The sequence below is a fragment of the Mangrovimonas aestuarii genome (genome assembly GCF_028767185.1).
GTDB classification, from domain to species: domain Bacteria; phylum Bacteroidota; class Bacteroidia; order Flavobacteriales; family Flavobacteriaceae; genus Mangrovimonas_B; species Mangrovimonas_B aestuarii.
Map to the genome: position 1 here is coordinate 58132 of NZ_JARACK010000007.1, position 21493 is coordinate 79624.

The 21493-nt window shown below is 36.3% G+C and carries 21 protein-coding genes and 1 tRNA gene; 16 read left to right on the forward strand and 6 right to left on the reverse strand.

Features of this window, described 5'->3' with window-relative positions:
* Nucleotides 1-271: 271 nt before the first annotated feature.
* Nucleotides 272-1282, reverse strand: a complete 1011-nt coding sequence (locus tag PWU04_RS09970; protein WP_274475957.1) for a 3-oxoacyl-ACP synthase III family protein — start codon at nt 1280-1282, stop codon at nt 272-274.
* Between the two features lie 249 nt (nt 1283-1531).
* Between PWU04_RS09970 and htpG the strand changes: the two genes are divergently transcribed.
* Nucleotides 1532-3418 carry a molecular chaperone HtpG gene (htpG, locus tag PWU04_RS09975; RefSeq protein ID WP_274475958.1) on the forward strand — a complete coding sequence of 629 codons (1887 nt, stop codon included), beginning with the start codon at nt 1532-1534 and terminating at the stop codon, nt 3416-3418.
* A gap of 78 nt (nt 3419-3496) precedes the next feature.
* Here htpG and PWU04_RS09980 read toward each other — a convergent pair whose 3' ends face one another.
* Nucleotides 3497-4087: a hypothetical protein gene (locus PWU04_RS09980; RefSeq protein WP_274475959.1), complete on the reverse strand. Its 591-nt coding sequence runs from the start codon at nt 4085-4087 to the stop codon at nt 3497-3499.
* 186 nt (nt 4088-4273) lie between these two features.
* Here PWU04_RS09980 and PWU04_RS09985 point away from each other — a divergent pair, with 186 nt between their 5' ends.
* Nucleotides 4274-5611, forward strand: a complete 1338-nt coding sequence (locus PWU04_RS09985; protein ID WP_274475960.1) for a hypothetical protein — start codon at nt 4274-4276, stop codon at nt 5609-5611.
* Between the two features lie 15 nt (nt 5612-5626).
* Here PWU04_RS09985 and PWU04_RS09990 read toward each other — a convergent pair whose 3' ends face one another.
* Both PWU04_RS09990 and PWU04_RS09995 read right to left on the reverse strand, forming a co-directional pair.
* Complete coding sequence (locus tag PWU04_RS09990; protein ID WP_274475961.1) at nt 5627-6022, reverse strand: hypothetical protein; 396 nt, start codon at nt 6020-6022, stop codon at nt 5627-5629.
* Complete coding sequence (locus tag PWU04_RS09995; RefSeq protein ID WP_274475962.1) at nt 6012-6587, reverse strand: RNA polymerase sigma factor; 576 nt, start codon at nt 6585-6587, stop codon at nt 6012-6014. Before PWU04_RS09995 ends, PWU04_RS09990 begins: the two co-directional genes overlap by 11 nt.
* A gap of 131 nt (nt 6588-6718) precedes the next feature.
* On the opposite strand from PWU04_RS09995, the gene PWU04_RS10000 reads away from it, so the two are divergent.
* The 3 genes from PWU04_RS10000 (at nt 6719) to PWU04_RS10010 (ending at nt 8737) form a co-directional block, all read left to right on the forward strand.
* Nucleotides 6719-7069 carry a DUF6249 domain-containing protein gene (locus PWU04_RS10000; RefSeq protein WP_274475963.1) on the forward strand — a complete coding sequence of 117 codons (351 nt, stop codon included), beginning with the start codon at nt 6719-6721 and terminating at the stop codon, nt 7067-7069.
* Nucleotides 7070-7410: 341 nt separating this feature from the next.
* Nucleotides 7411-8391, forward strand: a complete 981-nt coding sequence (locus PWU04_RS10005; protein ID WP_274475964.1) for a peptidase associated/transthyretin-like domain-containing protein — start codon at nt 7411-7413, stop codon at nt 8389-8391.
* A complete protein-coding gene (locus PWU04_RS10010; protein WP_274475965.1) occupies nt 8384-8737 on the forward strand; it encodes a DoxX family protein in 354 nt (117 codons plus the stop codon). The genes PWU04_RS10005 and PWU04_RS10010 overlap by 8 nt, the downstream gene beginning before the upstream one ends.
* A 1-nt stretch (nt 8738) precedes the next feature.
* Here the strand turns inward: PWU04_RS10010 and PWU04_RS10015 are convergent, their stop codons facing one another.
* Nucleotides 8739-9404 (reverse strand): M15 family metallopeptidase, encoded by a 666-nt coding sequence (locus PWU04_RS10015; protein WP_274475966.1) that lies wholly within the window; start codon nt 9402-9404, stop codon nt 8739-8741.
* 222 nt (nt 9405-9626) lie between these two features.
* Here PWU04_RS10015 and PWU04_RS10020 point away from each other — a divergent pair, with 222 nt between their 5' ends.
* From PWU04_RS10020 to PWU04_RS10070, 11 genes are all read left to right on the forward strand, one after another.
* On the forward strand, nt 9627-10688 hold the full coding sequence (locus PWU04_RS10020) for a hypothetical protein (RefSeq protein WP_274475967.1): 1062 nt from the start codon (nt 9627-9629) through the stop codon (nt 10686-10688).
* Nucleotides 10689-10697: 9 nt separating this feature from the next.
* The gene (locus PWU04_RS10025; protein WP_274475968.1) at nt 10698-14147 is read left to right on the forward strand and encodes a pyruvate carboxylase; all 3450 of its coding nucleotides are present in this window, start codon (nt 10698-10700) and stop codon (nt 14145-14147) included.
* A 59-nt stretch (nt 14148-14206) separates the two neighbouring features.
* Nucleotides 14207-14800, forward strand: coding sequence for an alpha-ketoglutarate-dependent dioxygenase AlkB family protein (locus PWU04_RS10030; RefSeq protein ID WP_274475969.1), 594 nt, complete (start codon nt 14207-14209; stop codon nt 14798-14800).
* Between the two features lie 366 nt (nt 14801-15166).
* Nucleotides 15167-16093 carry an alpha/beta hydrolase gene (locus PWU04_RS10035; RefSeq protein WP_274475970.1) on the forward strand — a complete coding sequence of 309 codons (927 nt, stop codon included), beginning with the start codon at nt 15167-15169 and terminating at the stop codon, nt 16091-16093.
* Nucleotides 16094-16235: 142 nt separating this feature from the next.
* The gene (locus PWU04_RS10040) at nt 16236-16964 is read left to right on the forward strand and encodes a porin family protein (protein ID WP_274475971.1); all 729 of its coding nucleotides are present in this window, start codon (nt 16236-16238) and stop codon (nt 16962-16964) included.
* A 210-nt stretch (nt 16965-17174) separates the two neighbouring features.
* Entirely contained in the window at nt 17175-18035 is an 861-nt protein-coding gene (locus PWU04_RS10045) for an SPFH domain-containing protein (protein ID WP_274475972.1), read from the forward strand.
* An 11-nt stretch (nt 18036-18046) separates the two neighbouring features.
* Complete coding sequence (locus tag PWU04_RS10050; protein ID WP_274475973.1) at nt 18047-18220, forward strand: DUF4177 domain-containing protein; 174 nt, start codon at nt 18047-18049, stop codon at nt 18218-18220.
* A 2-nt stretch (nt 18221-18222) separates the two neighbouring features.
* On the forward strand, nt 18223-18729 hold the full coding sequence (locus tag PWU04_RS10055; RefSeq protein WP_274475974.1) for a DUF1648 domain-containing protein: 507 nt from the start codon (nt 18223-18225) through the stop codon (nt 18727-18729).
* A 67-nt stretch (nt 18730-18796) separates the two neighbouring features.
* Nucleotides 18797-18973, forward strand: a complete 177-nt coding sequence (locus tag PWU04_RS10060; protein ID WP_274475975.1) for an Arc family DNA binding domain-containing protein — start codon at nt 18797-18799, stop codon at nt 18971-18973.
* A 60-nt stretch (nt 18974-19033) separates the two neighbouring features.
* Complete coding sequence (locus PWU04_RS10065; RefSeq protein WP_274475976.1) at nt 19034-20299, forward strand: DUF819 family protein; 1266 nt, start codon at nt 19034-19036, stop codon at nt 20297-20299.
* A gap of 51 nt (nt 20300-20350) precedes the next feature.
* Nucleotides 20351-21052, forward strand: coding sequence for a DUF4369 domain-containing protein (locus tag PWU04_RS10070; protein WP_274475977.1), 702 nt, complete (start codon nt 20351-20353; stop codon nt 21050-21052).
* 311 nt (nt 21053-21363) lie between these two features.
* On the opposite strand, the gene PWU04_RS10075 is transcribed toward PWU04_RS10070, so the two are convergent.
* A tRNA-Thr gene (locus PWU04_RS10075) sits at nt 21364-21437 on the reverse strand.
* Between the last annotated feature and the right edge of the window lie 56 nt (nt 21438-21493).

Below are 21493 nucleotides of genomic sequence, written 5' to 3' on the forward strand. Positions count from 1 at the left end.
ATTAGTCTTCATATAAAATATTCGTATTCAAAAGTGTTAGTGCTCCCTGAGGAGCAAACGGTTAGTGGTTAAGGACCCGGAACTTTATGTTTCGGGTTCTTTTTTTGGTTGGTATTTTCTTTTGAATTAAGAACATTTCACAAAAAATAAGAACACTAAGGTTCTTATTCTGTTTGGAAGATAAAAAACTTTTTTTAATAATTTACTTGTTTTAGCACACTTATGGTTGTAACACACTATTTATTAGCTGTAACAATGCATTTTTTAACAATTACCACTTTATAACGGCACTTCCCCAAGTAAATCCGCTGCCAAAAGCAGCCAATACCACAACATCTCCTTTTTTCACCTTACCTTGTTCCCAGGCCTCTGTTAATGCAATTGGAATTGAAGCGGCAGTTGTATTCCCATAACTCATAATATTATTGAACACCTGATCGTCTCTTAATTTAAACTTATTTTGAATAAATTGTGAAATTCTCAAATTAGCCTGATGTGGCACCAATAGATTAATGTCTTGAGGTGTAAGATTGTTTGTATTTAAGCCTTCCATGATAACTTCACTAAATCGTACCACTGCATTTTTAAACACATATTGCCCGTTCATATATGGCAAATAGCTTTCATCATCTGGGTTATTCTCTTCAATAATATCTGTCACCCAGCGTTTCCCCATTCCTGGCGCAATAAGTGCCAATTCTTCGGCATGCTCACCTTCTGAATGTAAATGGGTCGACAAAATACCTTTTGTATTATCTTCCTCTCGAGCCACCACAGCGGCTCCTGCACCATCACCAAAAATAACAGATACACCCCTTCCCCTTGTGGTTTTATCTAATCCATGCGAATGTACTTCGGAACCAATTACCAAAACATTCTTGTACATTCCTGTTTTTATAAACTGATCGGCTACAGATAATCCATAAACAAAACCGGAACACTGATTTCTCACATCGAGTGCTCCAACTGTTTTAATACCTAGGTCTCGTTGTACCTGAACCCCTGGGCCAGGAAAATAATAATCGGGACTTAATGTGGCAAAAATGATAAAGTCAATATCATCTTTATCTATCCCGGCTCGTTCTATTGCTATTTTGGCAGCTTTCACTCCCATTGTAGAAGTAGTATCTTGTCCTCCTGGTTTCACCCAGCGACGTTCCTTAATTCCTGTTCGTTCCTGGATCCATTCGTCACTGGTATCCATTAGTTTAGTTAAATCTTCATTTGTTACCACGTTGTCCGGCACATATGCGCCTAGACCAATTATTCTTGAATTATACATAGTACTCTAAATTCTGGGTTTCTATATTAAATGTAGTAATATTCTAATAAAGGTAATGCAATATACATACAATTAACAATTCTTCTTCTTGCCTTATTCTTTTCCTAAAAAATATCGCCACTTAAAGACTTTAATGAGGTTTCAAACGACATACACTTATGTCATCTTGTCACAATTTATTCCTTGGTATTTTTTTTGCCTTTAGGCTGATGAATTTTTGTTAAACATCAAAACCTAAAACGATATATCATGACAAAAGGAAGTATTAATGTTTCGGTTGAAAATATCTTTCCATTAATTAAAAAATTCCTGTATAGCGACCACGAAATATTTTTACGTGAGTTGATCAGTAACGCTACAGATGCCACTTTAAAACTAAAACACCTAACTAGTATTGGTGAAGCAAAAGTGGAATATGGAAATCCTCAGATTGAAATTAAAATAGACAAAGACAACAATACACTTCATATTATAGACCAAGGTATTGGTATGACTGCCGAAGAGGTTCAAAAATATATTAATGAAGTGGCTTTTTCTGGTGCTGAAGAGTTCTTGGATAAATACAAGGATTCTGCTAAAGATTCTGGAATTATTGGTCATTTTGGCCTTGGTTTCTACTCTGCCTTTATGGTAGCAAATAAAGTAGAGATTATCACCAAATCTTATAAAGATGAACCTGCTGCTCGCTGGACTTGTGATGGCTCTCCTGAGTTTACATTAGAACCACATGACAAAACTGAAAGAGGAACTGAAATCATCTTACACATTACTGAAGACGACAAGCAGTTCTTGGAAGATTCTCGCATTAGTGAACTTTTGGTGAAGTACAACAAGTTTATGCCAATCCCTATCAAATTTGGAACACGCGAAGAAACGCTACCATTACCAGAAGATGCTGATAAGGACGCTAAACCAGAAACTAAAACTGTAGATAACATCATTAACAACCCTAATCCTGCTTGGACCAAACAGCCAACGGATTTAGAGGATGAAGATTATAAAAATTTCTACCGCGAATTGTACCCAATGCAGTTTGAGGAGCCATTATTCCACATTCACTTGAATGTAGACTATCCGTTCAACTTAACGGGAATTCTTTACTTCCCTAAAATGTCGAACGACCTTAACATGCAAAAGGACAGAATTCAACTCTACCAAAACCAGGTATTCGTAACCGACAATGTTGAAGGTATTGTTCCTGAATTCTTAACTATGCTTCGCGGAGTTATCGATTCTCCAGACATTCCATTGAACGTTTCCCGTTCTTACCTTCAGGCTGATGGTGCTGTAAAAAAGATTTCGTCTTACATAACCCGTAAAGTAGCCGATAAGTTGAAGTCATTATTCAACGATAACCGTGAGGATTTCGAGCAAAAATGGGACGACATTAAAATCGTTATCGAATACGGTATGTTGAGCGAAGAAAAGTTCTTTGAAAAAGCAGATAAGTTTGCCCTTTACCCTACGGTAGATGGTAAATACTTCACTTACGAAGAGCTTTACAACAAAATTAAAGCTAACCAAACTGATAAGGATGACAAACTGGTAATTCTTTACGCTTCGGACAAAGACTCTCAGCACAGCTATATAGAAGCTGCTAAAGCAAAAGGATATGAAGTATTGTTATTAGATTCTCCAATTGTAAGTCACTTAATTCAGAAATTGGAAACTACTAAGGAAAATATTTCGTTTGCCCGTGTTGATGCCGACCATGTTGATAACCTTATCAAAAAGGACGACAACAAAATCTCTAAATTAACAGAAGACCAAAAGAAAGAATTGGACGAATTGCTTAAAGAAGTTATCCCTGCTGAGAAGTTCACCGTTCAATTGGAGACTATGGACAGTGATGCTACTCCGTTTATGATTACCCAACCAGAGTTCATGCGTCGTATGAAGGAGATGCAACAAACTGGCGGTGGCGGAATGTTCGGATTTGGCAATATGCCAGAGATGTACAACCTGGTTGTAAACACCAATTCTAATTTGGTTGGAGACATCTTAAGTGCCGATGGCAAAGACACTCAAGAGCGCTTAATCAATCAAAGTTTAGACCTTGCCAGACTTTCACAAGGCCTACTAAAGGGTGAAGAATTAACAAACTTCATCAAGCGTAGTTACGAGATGATTAAATAAGCTTTTAGTTTACGTAAATAAAAAAACCACCTTGTTAAAGGTGGTTTTTTGTTTTTACTGACTCGTACTCTAAAATAATCATTTTTCAATTCTACCATCAAAACTGGCCTTACGCCAATTAAACAATAAATTCCGTTTTCTGTTTTCTATGTCATTAATGCGAAGTGCGGTAATATCTTCCAACAAATACACCACTTGCCCCTCATCTTCGCCCATTTTACCAACACTATGAATTAACACATCAACTTCCGACACCCGTTTAACAAACCCACAGCTGTACTCCTTTTCGTTTATTTCCAATCTTACAATATGGTTACTCAAACCCTCCAACTGTTTTAACACCTCAACTTGCCAATCTTCCTCAAGTGTAAGTTCAATATCAACATTATCTTCCTTATCCAGCTCAGCACCATAATCTATAAGGCACTGCATGGCCTCGGCATAATCAACATCAAAAGAAACGCGCATAATATTTTCTGTCCGCTCTATAACAACTCCATCGGGCTTACCGTATTCTGTAAAGTGCTTTATGGTCACCAATTCATCATTATAATCCTTTACATAACCCGACCAAAACTCGTTGTCTTCATCCTTATACAACCACAGGCAAATAATCTCTTTATTTTTCTTTGATCGTTCTAGTATCTCAAAAATAAGTCCTTCACTCATATAGCTTCAAATTGTGGGCTTTGAATCTCAAGTTAGAATTTTTCCGTTAAAGTAGCAACATCTAATATACTTATGGCTGTATTTAAATTTAAAAATAACGAACGTAAAGAGTAAATTCATTTTATATTCTGCAATATTTTCTTCTAAAAGTGAGTATATTTCTACTTATAAATCAGCGTTTAACAAATGAGCGAACACTACAACAGCCCTTCATTTAAATCTTGGCTAGACCGTTTGCAACAGGAAAGTTGGCAATTGGAATTGATAATTTCTGGGTTCGCTATTTATGGATTGGCTGTTGCTTACCCTTCTATGGAGGCTGCTGTTCAATCGGCTGGTAATGCACAGCATCTCTACAATTACTTTCTGTCGTTTATTGCATTGCTTGCCTGCTCCATATTATTGTTCAACTTAATTTTGCATGTTATTCTCCGTGGTATATGGATTGGAGCATTGGGATTGCGCTATGTATTTGGCGACATCAAGTTTGAAAAACTAAATTACAGTGAACAATTCACAAGTTTCCTAAAAAAAAGAATCGTATCCTTTGATCGATATATTGCTAAACTTGAAGACTATTGCAGTATTCTTTTTGCCATTTCCTTTTTGCTTATTTTTTATGTCCTGTCGTGTATGCTCCTGGCGGCAGTACTTATTTTTATTTTAACCGAGCTCATAAAAAATGAACGTATTCCAGAATGGATAAGCAACTATATTGGCACCCCTCTTTTCTTGCTTATACTTATTGGAAGCCTTTTAACTTTTATAGACTTTATCACCTTAGGACTTTTAAAAAAGAATAAGTATACCTCTAAAATATACTTTCCTATTTATAGAGTTTTAGGCTTGTTTACCCTGTCATTTCTCTATCGCCCTTTAGTCTACAACCTTCAGGACAATCCCTTCGGAAAGCGTATTAGCTTTTTACTGATGCCGGTATATGGTATTATTCTTTTCGTGACTTCGGTTGAATACCAAGACTCCAATTATTTGCTTACAAGCAAAAACCAACCTTCAACAACCACTTATGCCAACAGCCGAAATTACGATGATCTGCTTCACGAAAATGACGAATTTGTTCGTGTTGCATCCATTCCATCAAAAGTCATTAGAACGCCCTATTTAAAATTGTTTATAATTCACACAGAAACTATAGAAAATCAAATTTTCGATTTCAATAAAACATTAAAACCTAAAAAAGATCTACGCGGACTAAAGAGCTCATTTATTATTGACACTAACAACAACAACCCCAAACTGTACGACATTAGAGATAGCCTGGCCACAAAATATCTTAGGACATTTAATAAAATGCGACAGGTGTATATCGATTCTGTGTCGTATTCAAGTGATTTTATTATTTCAGCAAACGCTAAATCTCAAATTGGATTTGAATCCTATATAAAATTAAATGGCTTAAAAGAAGGCAAACATACTATAACGGTTAAAAGAAACGTCATAAAAAACAAAGATACCATCACCAAAACCGATGTGATGATCCCTTTTTGGTATTTTAGAGAATAATTGCCTTTTAAAATGCTATTGTTCCAATTGCTTATTGTAATGTTCTTTAATAAAATACAACTGTACCAACAACAATATTGATGCTAAGCCAACAGCATAAACTGTAGTTTTGGAAAAAGACACATTACTGAACAACCAACTAAAATCTGGTAAACTAAAATTCAATTCATCAAATATTCCCGTTTCGGGTTCTGCAAAAAAGCCCAAGTAAACAAACACCGAAAAACATGCTACAAGAATAACACCCCAAATTTTTCTGGAAATCAATGGTGCATAGACAACATACCCCTTAACAGCTTCCTGCTCCAACCTAGCCATAACATTCATGGTAAACTGTTCTGGAGCTGCCTCCAATCCACTTTCCTTTACAAGCTTCTTTATTGTAACATTATGTGATTCATTATTTTTCATAGCCTTCAATCATTATAGGTTCCAAATTGTTCTTCATTATCTCTGCCAGTTTCTTTCTGCTTCTGTGGAGCTTTACCTTTACATGATTTTCTTTCATCCCTGTAATTTTTGAAATTTCCTTGAGCGACTGTTCTTCATAATAAAACAAGGTAATCAAAACAGCATCTTCTCCCGGCAATTGGTTAATGCAACTCTTAACGGCTTCTGCTCTTTCGGTCGTTTCAAGCAATGAATTATCTGTTGTCTTGAGGGTATTGTAATGATTAGCATCAATAGACACATCTGCATAGTGTTTTTTTAGTTTTTTTATCCTATCCAAACTACTGTTATAAGCCACCCTGTACACAAAGGTAGAAAACTTAGACTCCCCTTTAAATTTCCCCAAAGACCTGTACAACTTTATAAAAGTATCTTGTGCTACCTCTTCGGCTTCTTCCCTGTTTTTCAACATGCGCAAAGCCAGAGTAAACACCAGGTCTTTGTATCGATTTACAATCGTAGCAAAGGCCTGCATATTCCCTGCCAGTACCTCATTAATATAATGTTGGTCGTCTTTGATGGTCATTGTTTCTTTTGACGACCTTACTTCTACTTTGGTTACAACCTATTGTAAAAAAACATTTTTTTGTAACCTAATTAAAACCTTGGACGTCTTAACTGATAAACACATTAAATTTAACTAATAATAAAAATGTTATGAATGCTTCAGAAGTAATTATTCCTGTTAGTTTTTTACTTGCTACTTTCGGTGTGGTTTATCTTTATTTATCCACCAGAAACAAGGAACGCTTGGCTCTTATTGAAAAAGGAGCCGACGCCAGTATTTTTATGAAGGGTAAAAAACATGCTGCCCCCATTTGGAAAGTCATTATTTTAAATCTGGCTTTATTGTTAATGTCTGTTGGAATTGGCATTTTTATAGCCTCTATGCTACATTACAATTTAGGAATACATGAAGATGTAGCTTATCCGGGAACTATTTTCCTTATGGCCGGTATTGGACTTTATGTTGGTTTTACCCAGACTAAGAAATTAGATAAGGAGTAAGCCCATTTAATTAAACCTAAACTACACCCCTTCCCTTTTTGGGGAAGGCTGCTGTAGGTTGGTAAGAGCACATCTGTGGCACGATTATCCCTTCTTCACTTGTAAACGGATATGATGTCATGCCTAACAGCTTTAAACCACATCAACTTGTTACATCAAAACAATATAACCGCTCTCTATCACCTCATTTGCCATAGCTACGGCTCCATTATTGCGGATAAAACCTCCAAATTTCCACAATCAACTTAAAGTCACTTTCAAGGTAACTCGAAATTAATTGTCTCTACACATTACCCATTATTTCCTTATCTTTAAGCCATATCCCCTGTAAAAACCTATTGATGAAACCATTTGTATATATACTTACCTTTTTTTTTAGTGCCGCTAGCTTTGCACAAACCACCATATTAAACACTAGTAACCAAGAACCAGTATCGTACGCTACCATTGCTTTTGGTAATGGGCAAGGCATTTTCGCAGATGATGAAGGTATTTTCATATTCACAAAAGAAATGTACAGTGATGTTGACACCCTTTTAATTACTGCCCTAGGCTTTAAAGACCAAAAGATACCCACTGCCAATCTTCCCAAAACAATTTATATGGAAGAAGAGTTGAGCAAATTGGAGGAAGTGATAGTAGAAGCCCCTAGCAACAAAAAATACAAAACGGAAAAAATAAAAAACGAGACTCACGACGACTATTTTAAATGCTGGTTACCAACAATTGAATCGGAGATTGCCGTGTATTTTCCTAATGAAAATGATAAAGTCAAGAAGCTGGCTGTAGTAAACTTTCCAATTAAAACTGAAGCCTCCGATTGGAAAAAACGCAACAGATCACGAGCTGAAAAACGTCCCTTTTCTACTCTGTTTCGAGTACAGTTTTACGAAAACAACAATGGATTCCCTGGTGATGCACTCAGCTATCAAGAAATTACCTTTAGAGTAACAGAGGAGAATGAAAAAGTTTTTGACTTGGATGTAAACAAATACAATATTTATATGCCTGATAACGGCTTGTTCATTTCAATTCAAGTGCTTGGATACACTGACGATAACGGAAAACTTTTACCCAACAAAAAGTACAAGGAAATTAAGGGCAGAGATGGAGAAATTGTTAGAATACCCACCAACTTCCGTCCGCTTTTGCCATTTACTGATAAACTCTCTGGAACAAGAACTTTTGTAAAGCGTATTTTTATTGATAATAACCAATGGAATCGCTTTGAAAAGAAAAGCATCTACAAATCCAGTTTGTTGGACAATGGAGTTAACAACTACGGAATGGGCATTGAAATGAAAATATTCAAAAATGAGTAATCCATGGCATCTATATGTCATGGGTGGTCTTTACGTTATAGCTGGAATTATGCATTTTGTAAAACCCACAATATACTTACGAATTATGCCCCGTTATTTACCATATCATAAAGAGTTGGTTTTCATTAGCGGAGGAATTGAAATCGTTTTAGGAATCTCTATTTGTATTCCATTCCTTAAAACCTTTGCTGTATATGGTTTAATAACAATGCTATTGATTTTTTTACTAGTACATTTTTATATGATTTCTAATGAAAAAGCCGGAGCAGGCATTCCCAAATGGATATTAGTTCTCAGAATACCTCTTCAGTTTATACTAGTTTATTGGGCTTGGTCTTATATATGAGTTATGGGACAATAAAATCAAAGTAGGTATCTGTAAAGGGTTCATTCTTTAGCGTAAAATGCCACCACTCTCTTGGATAATTTTTAAAACCGTGTTTCAACATTACACTTTGAAGCAACTGTCTGTTTTTCTGCTGCCCCTCTGTGATTCCTTTATAATTTACCCACGAAACAGGATCGAACATATCGTAAGTACTTCCCATATCTAATGGTTCTTCTGTTTTTAAATCAATAAGAGTAACGTCTAATGTACTACCTCGGCTATGCCCAGATCGTTCTGCGATGTATTCTTCTGCAAATAAATCCTTTTTATCAACATTAGGGTAATATACTTGCTTGTTTATGGTGTCGTTTAGCTGCTTGGCCCATTTCACAAAATCATCGACAGCACGTTGTGGCCTGTAAGCATCGTAAATTAAAAGCCCTAAACCTTGCGCTTTAAGTTCTTCCTGCACCTTATTCAATGCTTCTGCCGTCGCTTTTGTTACAACAGCTTTTCTTGCTAACTCATACCCCTTAACTAGCCGACCAGTAAAGTTCTCAGCTGTAGAATATTTTAACTCTGTTTTCACTCCAGAAACATGATCATCAACATAAACAAACCCATCTGGTAATTGAGCGGAGACTTTTAAAGCAAAACACAGCAAGAATAACTGTAGTAATTTCATAAACCAAGTTTGTCTACTAAGGTAAAATAATTACCCGCTAAAATCGAGTCTCCTGCTAATTTGTAAGATAATTTGAGTGGTCAACACACTTATTTTACGTTCATCTTAATTCCAATACGTTAAGACATTTTATTTGTAAAATTCTGAAAATCAACCTATTTTTAGTAAGAACTCATAATCTCCTTTTTGGCTAAAACGATACGAGTTTTAAACACCTTCTGTATGAACCCTAAACTTATTTCTAAAAAGAAACCGGCTTTTCCTGTTGGCCCCAAGTTATCGGCCTACCTTACCCGTTATGGACGAAACATTAAGATTCCTATTTTTTATGAGGACTTGTTACGGTTCCAGGGAGCAGTAGAAATTCATGACAATAATGGAAAAGATACGTTATGGGTACAAACCTATTACACACAAACTGAGCAGGAAGAAATTGAAATGAGCCTAAAACGCATGTACACCATTTTACATGCTGATGGAAGTGACTCCATTTTACCATACCTAACCATAGACAGCATAGATTATTGCACTTTTGGAAACACAAAACCCTTTCGAGTAAAAGTTAGGAACATACTAAATGACAACTATATATTTCTTTACATAAAAAAGGCAGATGCTTCCAGGATTTATGGTCTGGAACTCGAACATCTACTCTCACCCAACCACATTAACTTTTTAGTCCACAAAGACTCTTTAATCGAAGAACACATTTCTGGAATTCCAGGAGACGTTTTTATTGAAGAGCACTTACAGTATTGTACAGATCAGGATAAACGCGCATTGGCCAAAGAGTTTGTTAAATTCAATGAACGTTGTTTTATACGTCTTTTGGCCGATATGCGCTCTTATAATTATGTTGTTGTACTCACCCACGATTTTGATAGGATCCAGTACCGTATTCGAGCTGTAGATTTTGATCAACAAAGCTATGAAGGCAATCCCAAGGTTTACAAACCACAGTTCCTAAAAGAGAATAACGCCCTTGTAGAGATGACTACAAAACTATTAGCTCCAGAATCCATAGAACAGTATAAAAACGAAGAACGCTCCCTATTGGCAAAAAGAGCAACTAGTGAATCCCGACGATTGAACAATTTGATTAACTGTATGTGCTCTGATGAATTATCTACACCTGAAAAAACAGATCAACTTCGACAAGAACTCTACAGGCTTACCAAAGACATCAACTTTAAGAAATCGTCGAATATGGGCTACCTTTTAAAAAGCGCATTAGATTTTGTTATTAGAAACTATAAAAACGTAAATCCTTATATCATTAAATAACCAACCTCCATGAAAATTAAAAAAGTACTTGTAGCAAACCGAGGAGAAATCGCTATTCGGGTGTTTAGAGCCTGTACCGAGATAAACCTTAAAACCGTTGCTATTTACACCTACGAAGACCGATATTCCCAACACCGGTACAAAGCCGATGAATCTTATTTAATAGGAGATGAAACCGAGCCATTAAAACCTTACCTCGACATTGAAGGGATTATTCATCTAGCTAAATCTAAAAATGTCGATGCCATTCATCCAGGTTATGGTTTTTTAGCTGAAAACTCTGAATTTGCCAGAAGATGTGCCGAAAACAATATCATATTTATTGGTCCCGATCCAGATATTATGGATGCACTAGGGGATAAAATTGCAGCAAAAAAAATAGCTCAAAAGAACAATGTTCCTATTATTGAAAGCAGCACCAAAAAGTTATCATCCATCAAAATAGCACTATCCGAAGCCGAAAAAATAGGCTTCCCTGTTATGCTTAAAGCTGCTGCCGGAGGTGGTGGTCGTGGCATGCGTCTTATCCTGTCTCAAGAAGATATGGAATCTAACTTTAACAGTGCCAGAAATGAAGCTTTAAATGCTTTTGGTGATGATACCGTTTTTCTTGAAAAATATATTGATGACCCAAAACATCTGGAGGTTCAAATTGTGGCCGACAAACACGGAAACATTATGCATTTGTATGAACGTGATTGTTCTGTACAGCGCCGCCACCAAAAAGTTGTGGAAGTAGCCCCTTCGTTTAATGTCTCTGAAGAGGTTAAACAACATTTATATCGCTATGCTCTAGCTATTGCCAAAGCAGTTAAATACAATAACATTGGTACGGTTGAATTTTTAGTGGACAAAAGTGACAATGTGTTTTTTATTGAGGTAAACCCTAGAATACAAGTAGAACATACTGTAACCGAAATGGTAACAGGAATAGACTTGGTTAAAACCCAAATATTTGTTGCCGCAGGATACAAACTCAGCGACAGACAGATAAAAATGTATGATCAGGAATCCTTAAAACCTCATGGATTTGCTCTGCAATGCCGTATTACTACCGAAGACCCAGAAAACGACTTTACTCCTGATTATGGCACCATTACCACTTACCGCAGTGCTTCCGGGATGGGAATTCGTTTGGATGCAGGGAGTATCTATCAAGCTTATAGTGTAAGTCCTTTTTTCGATTCCATGTTGGTTAAGGTTTCTGCTCAAGCCAGAACCCTTGATGGTGCCGTTAGGAAAATGGTTAGAGCCCTTAAGGAATTTCGAATTAGAGGAGTTAAAACCAACATCCATTTTCTGCAAAACGTTATTCAGCACAAAACATTCAAGGAAGGGCAAGCCACAGTTAATTTTATAAAAGATACTCCTTCTCTTTTCAAAATAAAACTACCGCAAGATCGTGCTTCAAAAGTCACAAAATATCTAGCAGAGATAATCGTTAACGGGAACCCCGATGTAAAACGTTTCGATCCAAATAAAACCTTTAGAACCCCTAAAATTCCTTCATTTAATCCAAGTGAACCATTTCCTGAGGGAACCAAGGATATGCTCAATAAATTGGGGGCTGAGAAATTCTGCGAATGGCTAAAGAATGAAAAAAAGATTCATTATTGCGATACTACCATGCGCGATGCTCATCAATCACTTTTGGCAACACGTATGCGTACTTTCGATATGCTAAAAGTAGCCGAGAGCTTTGCAAAAAACCACCCCAACACATTTAGTTTGGAAGTATGGGGAGGTGCTACTTTTGATGTTTGCCTTCGCTTTCTTCACGAAAGTCCTTGGACCCGCTTGAGGGAACTGCGTAAGGCAATCCCAAATATTTTATTCCAGATGCTTTTACGTGGATCGAATGGTGTTGGCTACAAAGCCTATCCGGATAATCTCATAGAGAAATTCGTCGAAAAGTCTTGGGAAAATGGCATCGACCTTTTTAGAATATTCGATTCCCTTAATTGGGTAAAGGCTATGGAACCGAGTATAAAATATGTTAGAAACACTGGTGGGATTGCCGAAGCAGCCATTAGCTATACAGGCGATTTTACAGACCCAAAACAAAAAAAATACAATCTTAAATACTACAAACAACTAGCTAAAGACCTTGAAAATGCCGGTGCGCATATGATTGCCATAAAAGATATGGCTGGTTTGTTAAAACCCTATGCTGCTACAGAATTGGTTACCGAGTTAAAGAGCACGGTTTCATTACCTATTCATTTGCATACACACGACACCTCTTCAATCCAGGCAGCTACCTATCTCAAAGCTATAGAAGCTGGTGTTGATGTCATTGATGTTGCTTTGGGAGGGTTATCTGGACTAACATCACAGCCTAATTTTAACAGTGTTGTGGAAATGATGAAACGACATGAACGTGCCCATGATTTTGACATCGATACTCTCAACAAATTTTCCAATTATTGGGAAGACACTCGTGAAATGTATTATCCCTTTGAATCTGGATTAAAAGCAGGTACAGCAGAAGTTTTTCAGCACGAAATACCCGGTGGGCAATATTCAAATTTGCGACCTCAAGCTGAAGCTTTAGGATTGGGTAACCGTTTTGACGAAGTTAAATCAATGTACACTAAAGTCAATCAAATGTTGGGCGACTTAGTAAAAGTTACACCAAGCTCAAAAGTAGTAGGAGACATGGCCATTTTTATGGTAACCAATAATCTTACCCCTGAAAAGGTAATGGAAACAGGCAATGAAATTTCATTCCCAGACTCGCTTATCAACTTTTTTAAAGGCGACTTAGGGCAGCCTGTTGGAGGCTTTCCAAAAGATCTTCAAAAATTGGTACTGAAAAACATTAAACCCTATACCGAACGACCAAACGCTCATTTGGAACCCATAGACTTCCCCAATGAATATGAAGCCTTTAAAAAGAAATTTCAAAAAGGGTTTACACGAGCTATAGAAATAGAGGATTTTTTATCGTATTGCCTGTATCCCAAAGTTTTTGAAGATGCTCACCAGAATTACAAACTATATGGCAATCTAGCGCTCATACCTACTAAAAATTTCTTTTACGGTATGAAATTACGGGAAGAAGCCCTCATAGAACTTGAACCAGGAAAAACAATAATCGTTAAGCTCCTTTCCGTTTCTACACCAAATGAAGAAGGGATTCGTATCGTATTTTTTAAAGTGAATGGAGAAAACCGATATGTGGAGGTTGTAGATAAATCCATGGAAATCAAAAACGAAAAAAACAAACAAGCAGAAGAGGAAAACCCAAATGAAATTGGAGCTCCTTTACAGGGCTTGTTGTACAAGGTTTTAGTAAAACGAGGTCAAAAAGTAAAAAAGAACGAGCCTTTGTTCATTATCGAAGCCATGAAAATGGAAACTACAGTAACCGCTTTTAAAGACTGTAAAATAAAATCTATACACCTGCCGTCTGGAATTATGGCAATGAAGAACGATCTGGTAATGACATTGGAGTAAGCACTAACATTCTCTTTTGTGTAACTTGCAGGAGTATTTCAATATACTCCTGTTATTTTATGCTTTTCAACGAACCTATACGACTCCCTTTACAACAAGCAGACGTTATTTACTATCAAAATTTCTTTGCCCCTTCTGTGGCCGACAAGTATTTTGAGATATTGTATAAAGAAATCCCCTGGCAACAGGATAATATTACAGTATTTGGAAAAACTTATCCGCAGCCTAGGTTAACAGCCTTCTTTGCCAACAATAATCTTCCTTACTCCTATTCCGGAATAACGATGACCCCTCATTTATTCTCTCCTACCTTAATTGAGATAAAAACAGCTATCGAAAACATTGCAGATATTGAATTTACGAGCTGTCTGGCCAACCTATACAGAAATGGGCAGGATAGTAACGGTTGGCATTCCGACAATGAAAGTTCATTGGGAAAACATCCCTTAATAGCTTCAATAAGCTTGGGTGCTACAAGACGTTTTGCACTAAAACACAAATCCAATAAAAATTGGAAACACAGTATCGATTTAAAACACGGAAGTTTACTAATTATGAAAGGAGAAACCCAAGAACACTGGCTGCATCAAATTCCTAAAACAAAAAAAGTCGTTGGATCTCGTTTAAATCTTACCCTTAGGATTATAAAATAAGAAACCGAGTTCCCTCAAACTCGGTTCCTATTCTTTGCATTTATACTGTAAGGAAGATTTAGGGTCTCTAAAGATCTTCAACACAATGCAAATATTAATTAATTAATCCATTGAACTAAAAAGTATTTCTTTTAGTACAATTCAAATGTAGGACAATAAATTTAACACTTACGGTAAAAACCGTAAATATTCGATTAAAAACACTTTTTTTTAACACTTACCGACTAAAAACATAATTCAACGACTAAAAACACCGTAATTTCATATTAAAATCAATAACAATTACGGTTTTCCATTAATCATTTTTACGCTAATTTTACGTTTAGAATTGCAACTAAAACGAATTCATTTTATCCAATCTAAATTATGAAACTACTATTCTCTATAATTTTCTTTTGTTTTTCTTCTATTATAATTGCTCAGGAAAACAAGTTTTTCAGTGAAGATTTAAGTATTAATAAGCTTATTGACGGTACGCTGCTCACTCCCAATAAAGCGACAAAACAAACTCCTCTAGCGATTATTATACCAGGGTCTGGTCCAACCAATAGAAACGGTAATCAAAACTTTTTAAAAAATAATTCCTTAAAGAAATTAGCTGAAGCCTTAAGTAATGAAGGTATTGCAACATTTAGATATGACAAACGTATTGTTAAACAAATAAGACAAAACAATGTTGACAAGGAAATAACATTTGATGACTTTATAACCGATGCTAACTCTGTTCTTGAATATTTTATAAACGAGGATAAATTTGGAAAAATCTATGTTATTGGCCACAGTCAAGGGAGTTTAGTAGGAATGATTGCCGCCAAAGGAAAGGCCAATGGATTTGTATCCCTTGCTGGACCTGGTAAGCCAATAGATGAAGTGCTGTATGAACAAATCTCAAAAACCGCTCCCGGCTTTTCTGAAGAAGTAAAAAAAACGCTGGAAATTATGAAAAGTGGAAACACAACTGACGAGTATCCTCCAGCATTAGTAACCATTTTCAATAAAGACTTACAACCGTTTCTAATCAATTGGATGCAGTACAATCCCAGTGAAGAAATAAAGAATCTAACTATCCCAGTACTGATTATTAATGGCACTAAAGATCTTCAGGTTACAGAAGAAGAAGCTAAACTGCTTAAGGAAGCTTCTCCAGATGCCCAATTGGTAATCATTAAAGACATGAACCATGTATTGGTTCCTATTGAAGGAGACGATCTCGAAAACTCTAAATCATACAACGAATCGTTCAGAAAACTATCTCCAGAACTAATCAATAGTATTGTATCATTCATAAAATAAAAAAGGGTAACAATATTTAATTGGGAAACTTTATCCCCTCCACTTACAATCAACGATAAAACACTGATAATCAACGATAAATTATTGAGAATTCATATAAGCCTTGTAGATTTAACAATCTAATTCCCAATAATATAAATTGATGTCTAGATTTATTCTTGGTGCATTTCTATACTTTTGCTTCATCCCTCTATCCCTTGCACAGGATTTTTCAGTTGGGGTACGTGGCGGCATAAACCAATACAGTATTGGCGACATTAATTCCAGAGGAGGCTCTTTTGAATCAGGTCATCCCGATGAAGTTTTTTCTCCAAAAAAGAAAATTGGATATCAATTTGGTGCTTATGTCAACATTCAATTCAACAAGTTTTTTATCAGGCCTGAGATAAACTACAGCAAATCGAAAAACAGTTATGATTTTCCAGACAAAGAATCGTACTGGAAAAGCTCCAAAATAGAAATTCCCGTTTTATTTGGATATGAAATATTTAAACCTGTTTCTATTTATGCAGGTCCTATCTTTAATTTTTATGGCGATACCACTCTCGATGGCGTCCAAGTAACATCGTATAGCGATGGGGGTCCTGATTTAGATGACACTACAATGAATTTAGTCTTTGGAGTGATGGCTAAATATGGGCGTTTTGGTCTAGATCTTCGTTATGAATATGGACTTAAGGAAACCGAAGAAGAGCTACTCGACATCATTCATAGCAGCTATGGCGTAAACCTAGCCGACTTAAGGAGTTATAGACCAGGAGTTTTAAGCTTGAGTTTATCTATTGACATTTTTCGAACAAACCCTGACGATATTGGTGGCTTGTTTTCTGGGCTCTTCAGAAGTGATCACTGTTACTGTCCGTATAATTAAATTACCTCCTTTCTAAATAAAAAAAAGCATCCAATAACTGGATGCTTTTTTTAATAACTAACCAACCAAAAATATAAAATACTACTTTAAAGTCAAGCAGTAATTTACATTATAAGTAAGGCAATCACTGTGCCAAAAAAATGATTTGCAGAGTTAAATATTTTAACATATCTTAGTGATATCATTTTAATATCACTTTAAATCACAATCATGAAGCAAGAAAAATCAATCACACCTGCAAACGGTTACTTTATGTTATTTGCCAGTTTAGCATTCCTTGCCGGCGGGATAGTAGGAATTTCTACCACTAACAACCCTTGGTTTGTAGCCTTTATTGTCTTGGCTATTTTTTTGGCACCCGGCTTTGTAATGGTACAACCTAATAATTCCAGAGTATTACTGCTATTTGGGAAATACGTAGGCTCTATTAAAAAGAACGGTTTTTACTGGGTGAACCCTTTCTTTACCAAAAAGAAAATTTCCCTTAGAGCACGAAACTTTGACAGTGAAAGACTAAAGGTTAACGATAAAATTGGTAATCCGGTAATGATTAGCACCATATTGGTTTGGCGTGTTTTAGACACCTACAAAGCGGCTTTTGACGTTGACAATTATGAAAACTTCGTTAAAGTTCAAACCGATGCGGCTGTACGAAAATTAGCGAGCATGTATCCCTATGATAACTTTGCAGACGAAGGTCATGATGAAGACATCACACTACGTTCTAGTGTAAATGAAGTAAGTGAAGCTTTAGAAAAGGAAATTGAAGAACGCCTGTCTATTGCAGGAATAGAGGTTTTGGAAGCTAGAATTGGGTATCTGGCTTATGCCCAAGAAATCGCCAATGCCATGCTAAAACGTCAGCAAGCTACTGCCATTGTTGCTGCTCGTCACAAAATTGTAGAAGGTGCTGTTAGTATGGTAGAAATGGCTTTGGAAGAACTGAGTAAAAAAGGTGTTGTAGAACTTGACGAAGAACGTAAAGCTGCAATGGTAAGCAACCTTATGGTGGTATTGTGTGGAGATAAGGACACTGCCCCCGTAATCAATACAGGAACACTAAACCACTAATTAATACCATAATGAAAGAATATAAAGTTGTAGAATCTAAGCTTGGATTTAGAGATAGAACCCATAAACTGGAAAATTTACTTAATGAATATGCTAGAACCGGATGGGCACTTACCAAAACCATTGTACCACATGGTGCAACATACCCAACATTAATAATATTTGAGCGCAATAAAAACAGATAACATTGAAAACAAACAGACCCAAAATAGAGGTACCTCTGCAGCCAATAGACATAGCTGTAGATATAATTTCGGCTTTGATTATTGTTGCTTTAATAACATACACCTATTTAAGTTACACGAATCTACCTGAAACAATACCTACACACTACAATGCAAGTGGTGAAGTAGATGGGTTTGGAGGAAAAAATACTATTTGGTTACTACCCGGTATATGTACACTAATGTTTACTGGACTATTTATACTCAACAAGTTTCCCCACCTACATAATTATATGGTGAACATTACCGAAGAAAATGCATTAAAAAATTATAGGTTGAGTACGAGATTGGTACGCTTCCTTAATTTGTTTACAATTCTAATGATGGGGTACATTCAGTATACAACTCTGGAATCGGCTAAAGGAGAACATCATCATTTAGGAGCATGGTTTACGCCTAGTATTATAATTGGTAGCCTTCTCCCAATAATATTTGTATTTTATTTAAGTAATAAGATAAATAACGAATAGGATAAAGAAAATCTATTTTAGATCAAACCTATTGCTTTAAGAAGATTGATATTATAAAAAATAACACATGGCAAAAAAGAAAGCCTTTGCATTACGGATAAATGAAGATATGCTCAAGGCCATTGAAAAATGGGCCTCAGACGAGTTCCGTAGTACCAATGGCCAAATAGAATGGATGCTGATGAAAGCCTTAAAGGAAGCCAAACGGGAACCCAAACAAAAAAAGGATAACAGCGACCAATAGGTCGCTTTTTTTATACTCTTTATTTTTGGTATTTTGCGCCCAATTAAAAACAAAATTGTCATGGACAACCAACCAATATTTACAAACGATGCTATTGTATTTGGCTTATTAATGCTGGCCCTTGGTTTCGTTTTCTACACCGAATCGAAAAAAACAGGGTTTTGGGCCAAGTTTTACAAAATAGTTCCTGGACTATTAATGTGCTACATGATTCCAGCCATATTTAATTCCCTAGGGCTTATTTCTGCAGATGTTTCCAAGACCTACTTCATTGCTAGCCGCTATCTTTTACCGGCATCACTGGTTTTGCTTACTATTAGTATTGATTTAAAAGCCGTTTTTAATTTAGGGTGGAAAGCATTAATTATGTTTTTTACAGGAACTATAGGAATTGTTATTGGTGGCCCACTTGCCATTCTCTTAATCTCCATTTTTTCTCCAGAAACAGTTGGTGGAGCAGGGTTCGATGCTACCTGGAGAGGATTAGCCACATTAGCAGGAAGTTGGATTGGTGGCGGTGCGAATCAAGCTGCGATGCTGGAAATCTATCAATACAATCAAGAACTTTATGGCGGAATGGTTTTAGTAGATATTGTTGTTGCCAATATCTGGATGGCTGTCATCCTTATAGGTATCGGTAAGCGCAAGAAAATAGACAATTGGCTTAAAGCCGATAATACTGCTATCAATCAGCTGCAAGAGAAAGTTCAAAACTTTAGTGAAAAAGTGACAAGAAACCCTACTCTAACCGATTTAATGATGATATTAACATTTGCATTTGTTGCTGTAGGTATCTCGCATTTCGGTTCGGAAAAAATATCAGCTTTCCTAAGTGAAAATTTCGAAGCGGTAAGTGACCCTAAAAGTGCTTTATCATCTTTTGGAAGCAGTTTCTTCTGGTTAATCTCCATTGCTACCCTAATAGGTATTCTACTTTCGTTTACAAAAGCCAAAAACTACGAAGGTGCTGGAGCAAGTAAAGTAGGTAGCGTATTTATCTACATACTTGTGGCAACCATCGGAATGAAAATGGATTTGGTGAAAATTTTTGAAAACCCATGGCTTATACTTGTTGGTCTAGTATGGATGGCCATTCATGCTGGGTTATTGATTTTAGTTGCCAAACTTATTAAAGCTCCATATTTCTTTTTGGCAGTAGGAAGTCAAGCTAACGTAGGAGGCGCTGCATCTGCTCCGGTAGTTGCCGCAGCATTCCACCCTTCTTTAGCCACCGTAGGAGCGCTTTTAGCCGTGTTTGGTTATGTAGTGGGAACTTATGGTGCCATTCTCTGTGCCGAGCTCATGAAAATTGCTTCGGGAGGATAATCGTATCAAAATTATAATGATATTTACCAACATTTATATTAAACGCCAATAATGAAAAAACTTGTATACTTATTACTTCTTAGCTTATCATTTTCTTGTGGTAAAGAACAAAATGAACTTACTGTAAAAGGAACCGTAAAGGGATTACAAAAAGGGACCCTTTATCTTCAAAAAGCACAGGACACACTTTTTGTTTCTGTGGACTCAGTACAAATCAATGGAGACCCTTCATTTGAGTTACACGCTAATATTGAGAGTCCGGAAGTATTCTACTTGGTATTGGATAAAAATGATAGTAAGGAAGAGAGCATTCCATTTTTTGCCAACAATGGTGTCACTGAAATTAACACAAGCCTTAAAAATTTTGTTTATGATGCCAAAATAAAGGGTTCTGAACAGCAAAAAACTTGGGAAGACTATCAACTCATGATGTCGAAATTCAATAATAGGAACTTGGAAATGCTAAAAGAAAACCTGGAGGCACAACGCGATGGAGACTCTAGTAAAATGATAAATTCCCAAAAGCAATACGACAATCTTTTAAAACGCAAATATCTTTACACGGTAAACTTTGCCGTTAACCATAAAAACAGCGAGGTAGCACCTTATTTAGCCCTAACTGAGGTATACAATGCCAACATTAAATTATTGGATACCATAAACAATGTTTTGACCCCAGAGATTAAGTCTTCTAAATACGGAAAGGCTCTTGATAGCTTTATCGCTGAAATCAAGTCTAAGGAACAGAAATAAGACAACCATATATCAATCAAAAAAAGCCCATGTTACTTCTGGGCTTTTTTATACGTGTTAGTTCCCCTTCACAAATTTCATATAAATCATCACAACGACTTTAGAGCGTTATATAAACAGAGCACCCTCATTTAAAACTCCCTCTTTAAAAACGAGATTTCCTCTCTTATACAAAATCACAATCCACGCCTCAACAACGGAATAGAATTGCCCTTGAATTTATCTCTAAGCGAAACACTACTGACTGGATTAAAATACCCCAATAAAAAAAACACCTTGTACAATCTGTACAAGGTGTTTTAAAATTTAAGAGCCGATAGAGGGACTCGAACCCACGACCTGCTGATTACAAATCAGCTGCTCTAGCCAGCTGAGCTATATCGGCGAAAGCGGTGCAAATATAAGTCTGAATTTTATATTTGCAAACCTTTCAAGAAAAAA

What these genes read in the sequence shown, in the direction of transcription:
- PWU04_RS09970 (WP_274475957.1), bottom strand. Translation starts at nt 1,282, where the DNA reads ATGTATAATTCAAGAATAATTGGTCTAGGCGCATATGTGCCGGACAAC.
- htpG (WP_274475958.1), top strand. Translation starts at nt 1,532, where the DNA reads ATGACAAAAGGAAGTATTAATGTTTCGGTTGAAAATATCTTTCCATTA.
- PWU04_RS09980 (WP_274475959.1), bottom strand. Translation starts at nt 4,087, where the DNA reads ATGAGTGAAGGACTTATTTTTGAGATACTAGAACGATCAAAGAAAAAT.
- PWU04_RS09985 (WP_274475960.1), top strand. Translation starts at nt 4,274, where the DNA reads ATGAGCGAACACTACAACAGCCCTTCATTTAAATCTTGGCTAGACCGT.
- PWU04_RS09990 (WP_274475961.1), bottom strand. Translation starts at nt 6,022, where the DNA reads ATGAAAAATAATGAATCACATAATGTTACAATAAAGAAGCTTGTAAAG.
- PWU04_RS09995 (WP_274475962.1), bottom strand. Translation starts at nt 6,587, where the DNA reads ATGACCATCAAAGACGACCAACATTATATTAATGAGGTACTGGCAGGG.
- PWU04_RS10000 (WP_274475963.1), top strand. Translation starts at nt 6,719, where the DNA reads ATGAATGCTTCAGAAGTAATTATTCCTGTTAGTTTTTTACTTGCTACT.
- PWU04_RS10005 (WP_274475964.1), top strand. Translation starts at nt 7,411, where the DNA reads ATGAAACCATTTGTATATATACTTACCTTTTTTTTTAGTGCCGCTAGC.
- PWU04_RS10010 (WP_274475965.1), top strand. Translation starts at nt 8,384, where the DNA reads ATGAGTAATCCATGGCATCTATATGTCATGGGTGGTCTTTACGTTATA.
- PWU04_RS10015 (WP_274475966.1), bottom strand. Translation starts at nt 9,404, where the DNA reads ATGAAATTACTACAGTTATTCTTGCTGTGTTTTGCTTTAAAAGTCTCC.
- PWU04_RS10020 (WP_274475967.1), top strand. Translation starts at nt 9,627, where the DNA reads ATGAACCCTAAACTTATTTCTAAAAAGAAACCGGCTTTTCCTGTTGGC.
- PWU04_RS10025 (WP_274475968.1), top strand. Translation starts at nt 10,698, where the DNA reads ATGAAAATTAAAAAAGTACTTGTAGCAAACCGAGGAGAAATCGCTATT.
- PWU04_RS10030 (WP_274475969.1), top strand. Translation starts at nt 14,207, where the DNA reads ATGCTTTTCAACGAACCTATACGACTCCCTTTACAACAAGCAGACGTT.
- PWU04_RS10035 (WP_274475970.1), top strand. Translation starts at nt 15,167, where the DNA reads ATGAAACTACTATTCTCTATAATTTTCTTTTGTTTTTCTTCTATTATA.
- PWU04_RS10040 (WP_274475971.1), top strand. Translation starts at nt 16,236, where the DNA reads ATGTCTAGATTTATTCTTGGTGCATTTCTATACTTTTGCTTCATCCCT.
- PWU04_RS10045 (WP_274475972.1), top strand. Translation starts at nt 17,175, where the DNA reads ATGAAGCAAGAAAAATCAATCACACCTGCAAACGGTTACTTTATGTTA.
- PWU04_RS10050 (WP_274475973.1), top strand. Translation starts at nt 18,047, where the DNA reads ATGAAAGAATATAAAGTTGTAGAATCTAAGCTTGGATTTAGAGATAGA.
- PWU04_RS10060 (WP_274475975.1), top strand. Translation starts at nt 18,797, where the DNA reads ATGGCAAAAAAGAAAGCCTTTGCATTACGGATAAATGAAGATATGCTC.
- PWU04_RS10065 (WP_274475976.1), top strand. Translation starts at nt 19,034, where the DNA reads ATGGACAACCAACCAATATTTACAAACGATGCTATTGTATTTGGCTTA.
- PWU04_RS10070 (WP_274475977.1), top strand. Translation starts at nt 20,351, where the DNA reads ATGAAAAAACTTGTATACTTATTACTTCTTAGCTTATCATTTTCTTGT.